1 protein-coding gene is annotated in these 10,606 nt (G+C 46.7%); it reads left to right on the top strand.

The annotated features are described in order from the left end of the window. The first annotated feature begins 41 nt into the window (after positions 1-41). On the top strand, positions 42-10,604 hold the full coding sequence (locus tag VIC_RS25965) for a hemagglutinin repeat-containing protein (RefSeq protein WP_236612208.1): 10,563 nt from the start codon (positions 42-44) through the stop codon (positions 10,602-10,604). Positions 10,605-10,606: the final 2 nt, after the last annotated feature.

Below are 10,606 nucleotides of genomic sequence, written 5' to 3'. Positions count from 1 at the left end.
TCATGAGTCTGACTGCTGACACGACAACGTTGCAAGGTGAAGTGAGTAGCGGAGAGCAGCTCACACTGAAGAGTGATTTGCTGACTCAGTCTGGTCAGATGGTGGCCAAACAAGCGTTGTCATTGTTGGCGGGTGAGGCTCATCTTAATGGTCGTGTCCAGAGTGATGATACCTTATCCGTCACGCTTCAACGTGACCTAAATGTGGGGAGCCAAGGGCAGCTGGTTAGCCAGTTGCCATTGACGATAACCAGTCAAACCTTAGTGAATCAGGGTCAATTTTCCAGTGGTGGTGGTATTGACGTGTCGGCGGAGCATCTGACCCATCAAGGGACAATCTCATCGGCAGGTGCAGTTTCACTCAATGGTGGCACGTTAGTTCAAAATGGTGACATTGAAGCCAATCAGGGTATTCAGTTAATCACAGAATCCGATTTAGTGTCGGATGGTGATGTCGTCAGTGGTGGCGAGATATCGGTCACCGCGAAAAGTCTGGATAACCGAGGGGAGTTATCGACATCGGATGCGTTGGTTGTGCGCGTGACAGAAGGTGTGGTGAACCGTGCGTCTGGCGTCTTAGCGGGCGAACAATTGACGTTATCGTCACGCAGTATAACGAATGCGGGGACGTTGCAGGCTTTAGATACGCTGAACTTAACCGCAGATTCTCTGCTGAATACCGGACGTGTAATTGCCTTGGGTCAGGCGCTGATAAACGCCAATCAAAGTATTAATAACAGTGGTGTGGTGTCGGTTGACCATACTCATGCGCTGTCATCGGGCTCAGGAGTGGGTAGCGTATTGCTGCGTACAGCGTCTCTTACGCAGTCTGGAACCGTGGTGAGTAGTGGTGATGCGCAGTTATTGTCAGACAGCCAGACCCTTTCAGGGACCACTGTCAGTGGGGGAGACCTGACGGTGCAGGGTGAGCGTCTGGACATCACTGGGACGGTGCAGTCGACGGGTGAGGTTTTGCTGGCCGGTGGTACTCAAGTGAGCAGCGGGCGTGACAGTCAGTTACTGGCGGGTCAGCGCTTGAGAGTGACGGGTCCTCAAGTTTCTTTGACAGGTAAGACAGGTACGGGTGCAGAGTTAGTCATAGAAGGTGATTCGGTGACACTGGGTGGAACGGTGACGTCGCAGGATGCTGTGACGGTGCGAGGTCAGTCGTTATCACAAAGTGGTGTCTTAGCCAGTGTTGGGGATATGACGTTATCGCAGCGTGATTCGGTGTCGTTGACGGGTGATGTTGAGTCAGGTGGTGCGTTATCTGTCGAGACGGGTGTGCTGTCGAGCAGCCAGAAGTTGTTATCGAGCAAAGTCATGAGTCTGACTGCTGACACGACAACGTTGCAAGGTGAAGTGAGTAGCGGAGAGCAGCTCACACTGAAGAGTGATTTGCTGACTCAGTCTGGTCAGATGGTGGCCAAACAAGCGTTGTCATTGTTGGCGGGTGAGGCTCATCTTAATGGTCGTGTCCAGAGTGATGATACCTTATCCGTCACGCTTCAACGTGACCTAAATGTGGGGAGCCAAGGGCAGCTGGTTAGCCAGTTGCCATTGACGATAACCAGTCAAACCTTAGTGAATCAGGGTCAATTTTCCAGTGGTGGTGGTATTGACGTGTCGGCGGAGCATCTGACCCATCAAGGGACAATCTCATCGGCAGGTGCAGTTTCACTCAATGGTGGCACGTTAGTTCAAAATGGTGACATTGAAGCCAATCAGGGTATTCAGTTAATCACAGAATCCGATTTAGTGTCGGATGGTGATGTCGTCAGTGGTGGCGAGATATCGGTCACCGCGAAAAGTCTGGATAACCGAGGGGAGTTATCGACATCGGATGCGTTGGTTGTGCGCGTGACAGAAGGTGTGGTGAACCGTGCGTCTGGCGTCTTAGCGGGCGAACAATTGACGTTATCGTCACGCAGTATAACGAATGCGGGGACGTTGCAGGCTTTAGATACGCTGAACTTAACCGCAGATTCTCTGCTGAATACCGGACGTGTAATTGCCTTGGGTCAGGCGCTGATAAACGCCAATCAAAGTATTAATAACAGTGGTGTGGTGTCGGTTGACCATACTCATGCGCTGTCATCGGGCTCAGGAGTGGGTAGCGTATTGCTGCGTACAGCGTCTCTTACGCAGTCTGGAACCGTGGTGAGTAGTGGTGATGCGCAGTTATTGTCAGACAGCCAGACCCTTTCAGGGACCACTGTCAGTGGGGGAGACCTGACGGTGCAGGGTGAGCGTCTGGACATCACTGGGACGGTGCAGTCGACGGGTGAGGTTTTGCTGGCCGGTGGTACTCAAGTGAGCAGCGGGCGTGACAGTCAGTTACTGGCGGGTCAGCGTTTGAGAGTGACGGGTCCTCAAGTTTCTTTGACAGGTAAGACAGGTACGGGTGCAGAGTTAGTCATAGAAGGTGATTCGGTGACACTGGGTGGAACGGTGACGTCGCAGGATGCTGTGACGGTGCGAGGTCAGTCGTTATCACAAAGTGGTGTCTTAGCCAGTGTTGGGGATATGACGTTATCGCAGCGTGATTCGGTGTCGTTGACGGGTGATGTTGAGTCAGGTGGTGCGTTATCTGTCGAGACGGGTGTGCTGTCGAGCAGCCAGAAGTTGTTATCGAGCAAAGCCATGAGTCTGACTGCTGATTCAATACAAATCTCTGGTGTAGTGAGTAGCTTGTCCACTCTTATCGCTCAAGCTAAGGCTCTAACACAAACTGGCCGCATCCTATCGTTAGGAGATATGACCTTAAAGGCAGATCAAATAGTGGTTTCTGGTGAGATCCAGTCAGGCCAGAGCATGCTTATAACCGCTGACAATTCACTGATGACACAAAGTCAAAGCTCATTAAAAGCGGGCGTTGACTTAGCGGCTAATTCAGAACAATTTCATCACCAAGGAAAGTGGCTAAGTGGTGGTGACAGCAAGATTTTTACGAATCAGTTGAATAATCAGGGGCAATTACAATCCCACCAAGACTTTGAAGTTCAAGCGCACCAGCTGGCACATCAAGGCACGTTGGCTTCAAATCGTGATTTAGATATTACAGTGAATGGTGAATACAACAATCAGCACGCTCTGATTGCTGGGCGTAATTTGCATCTGAAAGCAGTGCGATTAGAAAATAGTTCGGAGATTAGTAGTCGCAATTTGACTCGGGTAGAGCTAGACGAAGGTCTAACCAACCAGTCTGGAGGTGTAATCTCAGGCGATACCACAGAAATCCAAGCTGGTGATGTGGCTAACTCAGGAACGCTGCAAGCGATTAAGGCATTAGGATTGACCTCTGATTCGTTGAATAACAGTGGTGCGCTGGTATCACTTTCTGATTTGACACTTCAGAGCGGTGGAACGCTGACAAACCATGGGTTGTTGTATGCGGGTGGTAATGCCAATCTATTTAGTGAAAATCTGAACAATTATAGTGATGTGTTATCCGATCAGGATATGGTGATTGCTCGGAATGCAGCTAATGAACGGAACACCAGTGTCACGAATAGCTCAGGTACCATCGAATCGTCAGGTGGTGATGTTTCAATATATACCGGAAACCTGACAAATAAGAGGACAACGTTAGAGGTTCAGACGGTAGTGTCGCAAGATAAACGCGCTCAGTACCCAACACTCTATAACTCCAAAGGTACTAAGCATGAACCTACCACAGAGTATTATAGAACTGATAATTGCAGAGATAGAGAAAGAGGCAATCGCTGTTCATGGGCATATAGAGTCATTTCAGGACATGAGTTTACAGTTCTTGCTTACAAGGAATCTGTGCGCTTAAAAAATGCGTCTTCTGTGAGTAAAATCCTTGCAAAAGAAGACCTCGTTATTGGCGCGGGGACCGTTTTAAATAACTCGAGTCAGATAGCTGGTGAAAATGTTTCTATCAGTGCTAACTCACTGACCAACAAAGGCTATCAGTTTTCAGAACACACCACTTACTATGATTACAAATTAAGTGATCGTTGGAGTATAAATACACTCCAATTCAACAGGGTTAATACTCGTCGAGTCAATCATGGAGGTAGTCAGCTCAATAGTTCGATAACGGCAAGTAATCGTTTAAACCTAAATGTTTCGAATACCGTCAACAATTCGACAATTAGAGCGAATAGTGCCGTTAGCGGCAGCACAGCGCAGTCTCGTCAACTGCAAGCAACGCAAAGCGCTGTGGTTTCAGGCCCTGATAATCTGAGTTTGGAACATTTAGGGGATGTAGACACTATTCAATCAGCTGATATAGAGTCGCAGACAGTTTCTAATACTAGAGTGGCTAGAGTAGAACAACCCGATAGTGCAACTGAGGTTAACTTAAAGAGCCATAATGAGCCTGAAATAGTTTCAATCTCAACTGAAGGCGTAATGTCGCGTCGTGACTTTGCTGTAAGTACACCGGATAAAGCGGTGACAACGGATATAAATTCTCCTGATAGCCTTGAGATTAGCAACAGCATCATACGAGAAGAAGGTCGTTATACTCATGCGACTAACCGGAATGATGTCAATGGCCCTTCTGAGGTATCAATATCTAGTGGCAATATTGGAGGAAGTAATGACCTTCCGGATATACTTGGTCAGGTTTTAAGTGAAGAAAGTGGTCAAACTAAAATTTCACGTAAGAGTAATGTTAGCGTTCCACCAGTCGCAAAGGCTCTTATTATCAATGAACAACCCCGCCCAGATATTCGCTTAATCAGTAGGGGGCCTGTTCCGTTTCCTGAGTTTCGCCTACCTACTCAGCCAAATGGATTGTTTGTTTTTAGCCCTAAACCTGAAGGGCGATATGTCATAGAAACCAATCCGTTGCTGACTAACTTGGACCAGTTCTTAGGTTCAGACTACTTTCAAAACCAGGTGGATTATTACCCAGAAGAAGACGTCACTTTCCTAGGGGACGCTTTCTATGATACTCGAGTTATTACCCAGGCTATCTTTGAGCAAACAGGCCAGCGATATCTAGGTAAAAATGTGGGTAGCGATCTGGCTCAGATGCAACAGTTGATGGATTCAGCGGCAGCAGAAAAGCAAGCGCTGGATTTACAAGTTGGTATTGCGTTATCTGCAGAACAAGTGGCTAGCCTGAGCCATGATATTGTTTGGTACGAAACCATTGAGGTGAACGGGCAGTCTGTTTTAGCTCCGAAGCTGTATCTTGCTGAAGTGACGAAGAACCATATTGTTTCTGGAGCACAAATCGCTGCCACTCATACAAACATTCAATCTGGTGACCTAGACAATTCTGGTGAAATAGTGGGCTTCGACTCACTAAAAGTCGTTAGCCAAGATGGGATTAGCAACAAGAGAGGAACGATACGTGGTGGTAACGTATCGCTAACAGCCGAGAACGATATCCTGAACCTCAGCGGTGATATTTTAGGTGAGAATCTTGCCCTAACCAGCTCATCTGGCAGCGTGATCAATGAAACTTTAGTGAAAGAGCTCCGCGCAATGCATGGTGGAGGAGAAAGTGTTTTCACAGATATTGGTCGTACTGCCAACATTGGTTCTGGCAATGCTCTGAGTATTAATGCAGGAGAAAACATCGAGAACATCGCTGCGTCAATCTCTGCGGGTGGCGATGTTTCTCTGGCTGCAGTTCAAGATATTGTTCTGGATACTAAAGCCAATACACATGCGTTTGATGTAGATCTAGGACATAAACGCGTTGGAGAGAAAACGACAGAACATATTGGTTCTAGCATTGGTTCAGGTGGTCAACTATCTATAGTCGCTGGGCGTGATGTTTCTGTCACTGCCAGTGAGATTAGTGCTATTGGGGACTTGAACGTACACGCCATCGGGGATGTGACGGTTCAGACAGCAAAGAATCTACAATCAGATCACCTGTATCGCTCTGGTTATTCAGAATTAAACCGTTCGATAAGTCATCAAGGGTCTTCATTAAGTGGCTCTGATGTCGTCGTGACTTCGGGGTCAGATATCACTTTATCTGGAAGCCAGATCATGGCCGAAGGCTCGGCTTCGCTGAAAGCGAAACAGGATATCAATGTACTTGCCGTTAATGATAGCCAATATCACTTTGATAAAACGGTAAGTAAGAAATCATTTGGCCGAAGCAAGACCACAATCAACGAAACCTATCATGAGAAGGCGAAAGGAAGCGCTATTGCGGCTGGTGAGGACATCACACTGACGGCACAAAACCTAGATTCAACTTTGACTCCAGGTGGCGACAGCGATATCCGTTTGATTGGTTCAGAGCTCAATGCTCAAGAACAGGTCAGCCTAACAGCAGATGGCGATGTCACATTAGCTGCTCAGTCATATAAAACATATGAACGTCACGAGTCAATCAAGAAAGGCTTTGGTGGATTAAGCGGTCATCGCAAAGGAAGTATCGATGATGCGACCCTACTCAATAGCAGTTATGTGATTAACTCTGGCGATGTCTCTGTTACTTCAGGTCAGAGTATTGGTGTTCTGGCGAGTGAAGTGACTAGCGGGGGTGACGTTAATTTGAACGCCATTGACGATGTGTTAGTGGCAGCCGGTGAGGTCTTGAAGCAGAGTCAGCAGTGGGATGAGAAATCTTCCTTCCTGAGTGGCGGTAACTTGTTTGAAATGGAGAAAAAGCGTCAAGGTGGGCAATCTTCAACTGCACAAGCAAGTCAAATTTCGGCTGGCGGTAACCTAAATGTTGAGGCAGGTTCGATTAAAGTGGTGGGTTCAAGCCTCACTTCTGGGCAAGATGCTTCGCTAAAGGCAGACACGGGTAATGTTGAAGTACTTTCAGCGAAGGAATCTATTTCTCGCTTCGAAAGCGAAGAAAAACTATCTGTCGGCCTGGGCGACTTTAATCAGGGAATTAGCTTTGATGACGGTACCCTTAAAGTCACATTGGGAGAAGCAAAATACGATAAAGTTACCACACAAAGCGAAGAGATACGCCATCAAGGCAGCGCTATTACATCGAGGGGTAATTTATCTTTATCTGCAGAGTCAGACATTCGGGTTGAAGGCTCAGACTTACGCGCAGATGCAGATAGTGATCGCATAGGGGATCTAAACCTAGAGGCGAAAGATAGCATCATCGTCAAAGAAGTCGTCGATCAGTTCAACGAGCAGAAAGAAGAAATACATGGTTCGGCAGAAGTCAGTTTGGTGGTTCAGCATCAGGCTGCGGAAGTAGCCAAAGCAGCCGAAGCATTAAAAGACTCAACCAAGCGTCTTAAGAAAGCGCAGCAAGACTATAAGCAGTACAAAAAAGGACTCGATTCACTTTCTTCAACCCTAGCGCGTCTAGAGCAAGAGTATTCTGACAACAAGCCGGGTGTCTCATTTGAAGATGTGGAAGAACTTCGTGATTTAGTGTCTGACGTTAAGAGTGATGAAGCTTGGTATGTCTCAGGGGTTGCCTTAGCGGCTGAAGATGTCACATCCAAGACAACACTACTTGCTCAGCAGAGCGCGGCTGCATCACAAAGTGCCGCTACTTATGGGTTTAATGCGGGTCTTCACCTTGATATTCAAGCTAGCCAAACTGATTCTACCACGCAGCAGACTACGTCAATTGGGTCAAATCTGTCAGGTCAGAATGTCGTATTAAACGCAGGACAGAAAAACGGCGATCAAGCCTTAGTGCGGGGCTCGATAGTTGAGGCTAAAGAGAGCCTGACGGTAGCCGCCAATGAGGTCAATTTAGAAGCATCTCAAGACACTTACCATCGCCAGTCTCAAACAGAATCTGGCTCTATAGGTGCTTCTCTCACCGTGTATGGAGCATCATCAGGAATAAACCTCACGGGCAGTTCCAACCGTAGTGAAGAAACAACAACAGCGACGACACACACCAATAGCAAGTTGAGTGGGCAGCATATTGCTATTACCTCGCAAGCCGATACCAATGTGAATGGTGCTAACGTCGCGGCCCACGACAGTTTGGTGGTGAATGTTGGCGGAGACCTGAATATCACCTCAGTGCAAGACCGTCATAGTTCTAGCCAGCGTGGCAGTGGTTTCAGTACCGGTTTGTCTTTGGGCGGTGGTGATATGGCTGACGGAGCTGGAGTTCTGCCTGAAGGTATGCTGGAAGAGGTAAGTAGTGCTGGCGATGTGAAGGGTGCAAATGGTGGCTTTAATGCATCAAATGGACGGGCTCGCTCCAAGCAAACAGTATTAACTAGCCTTACTTCAGGTGGTTATGCTGATGTGCAGGTGACGGGCAACACGGATATTAAAGGCGCCACCATTGCAGCTCTAGACGATGAGGGCAAAGACAGTGGTCAGCTTAACCTATCCACAGGCTCCTTCACTTACGCCGACCTTTCGAACACCAGTTACAACCAAAATAGAAGCATGGGGTTAAACACGAGTGTCGGAGTAAATGACGGTGAACTGGATTCAACCAATAATTCAACGTCTGTTCAATACAAGAATACGTCGGGTTACAGCAAATCTAAGACCCTAGCGACCATAGGGCAAGGTCAGTTAACCATCGCGGACTCAGAAAACTCCGACGACACCTCACGCTTAAATCGCGACATTGAACATACAGATAAAGACTTGTTTAGTGTTGACCGTCAGCAGGGAGATATCGATGTTACGGTTGATCATCGGTTGTTGAGTAAGGGTGGGCGCCAACAGATCGCGGAGGATATGAAGCGGACTGAGTTAGCGGGACAATCACTTGCCGATATCGCCCTAAAAGACTCAGTCACACTCGCTGATACCTTTGAGCACATGAACGTCGTGCAGAAAGAGCTGGATGTTCAGTTATTAATTGCTCAAAACAACGGTGATGCAGCGGTCAATATCAATAACCTCGACAGTGCTACCGCTGAGCAGAAGCAAACAGCCATCAATGATTACGCTGTTGCCTACTCAGAAGTATTCGGTATTTCCATCGAGAGTGCCTTGGTTATTGCAGTTAATAAATCGATTGGTGGTGCGCACTATACAGGCGACAAGGGCAGTAACATTGTTCTGAATGATAAGGCAATGAAAAATGCTCAAGACTATATGAACACTCTGGCTCATGAAGTTACTCACGGATTAGAGAAGCAAGGCATCATCGGGGATAAAGGAGATCAAGGAGAAAACTACGCTGAACTGGTAGGTAGCTATGCTGAAGGTAACTACGAATTTGCACTAGAGAACAGCGGTCTTGGCAAGGTTAATAAAGGCAATACTAACTCACATATTGGTAACGACTCTGCTCTGGTTAGAAATAACTGGGAGACAGTTAAGAATGTTCCTGTAGGGCAACTGGATTTCGAAACGGTTAGAGATGGCGGGTATGGTCGATTTGCGCAGTTAATGGCAACCGACCCTAATACTAAGAAGCTGTCTCTGGATGAAATGAACAACCTGCTGGAAAATGTCACCCATATTATGACCTATGGACCGTTGGCAAATTCGGGCGCATCTTCTACGTCTAAAATGAGGTATGTAACCGAGCAACTAAACAAGCAAGGCGTGAGTCCAGAAATCACTAAATTCTTGGAGAACAATGAAGCTAAGATTAATGACTTCATGATTGGTCCTGATGATGAGCAAAGGGAAGCATTTAAAAGAGCCACTTTGAATATCACATCATTAGGTGTCTCCGACATGCTCTTGGACCCATCAACAAGTGAACGTGTTAATGCCATCAAGGATAATTGGGATACAGCATATACTGCCGCGGGTGCTCCTTCAGCGTTAGCGGGTGTTGTGGGTGTAGCTCAACTTGGACCAGACATAGCACAAGTTCTACTTACTAAAGGTGTCGTGCTTAAGAGTAAGGATGAGCTGGTTGCTTCCTTAAAGAGCTGGAAAGTGGATGTTACTGACGCGACTAAGGCTGGCTTGGATGATTTGTACATTGGGTATAAAAATGCAGTTGATACTCTTAAAAGAGTTGAGGTAAAGGCAGAACAAGGAACATTTGGCAGTAATGGCGCGAATATTACAGTCAAGTTAAAGCCTAAAGCCAGTGATACTACTGAGATAATCAGTGATTCAACAACTCGCAAGCCTAATGGAAATCAAGGCTTCTACATATCAGATGAAGCAAAGAACGCTCTTGAAGATAAATATGGTGCCGAGAACATAGCGAGGGTTTCTATCGAACAAGATACAGGGCGGACTGTTATTGAAACTACTCCGGGGCAAAAAGGTGGGTGGAATAAGTTCCTAAACAACCCAGAGCCAAATACGAACTATAAAACAAGTGATAGCTTGTATAAAACAGATGAGTTGGGACGAGTAGATTCGGTTTCAACGGATTTAACAGAACTAGTACGAAGAGATAGAAATACTTATCAGCAACGGCAAGCTGGTAAGACAGGCGGTATAAAAGATGGTTTAGAGGATGATCACGGAGGACATCTCATTGCGTCTATGTTCGATGGACTAGGTGAGCAGATTAATTATGTACCTATGAACAAAAAGGTAAATGGTTCTGGTGGTGAGTGGGGCAGCCTAGAGAGAATATGGAGAAATGAGCTAGATAGGGGGAGTGTTGTTAAGGTGGATATTAAACCAGTATATACAGGAAGCAGTAAGCGACCAGATGAAATTGTTGTAACATATAAAATCAATAATGGAATAGAAAAAGAACGTGTGATTAAAAACGTGAGGATGTAATA

Source organism: Vibrio coralliilyticus ATCC BAA-450 (assembly GCF_000176135.1).
GTDB lineage: Bacteria > Pseudomonadota > Gammaproteobacteria > Enterobacterales > Vibrionaceae > Vibrio > Vibrio coralliilyticus.
Note: the sequence above shows the minus strand (reverse complement) of the source record. Positions and strands in the feature narration are given on the sequence as shown.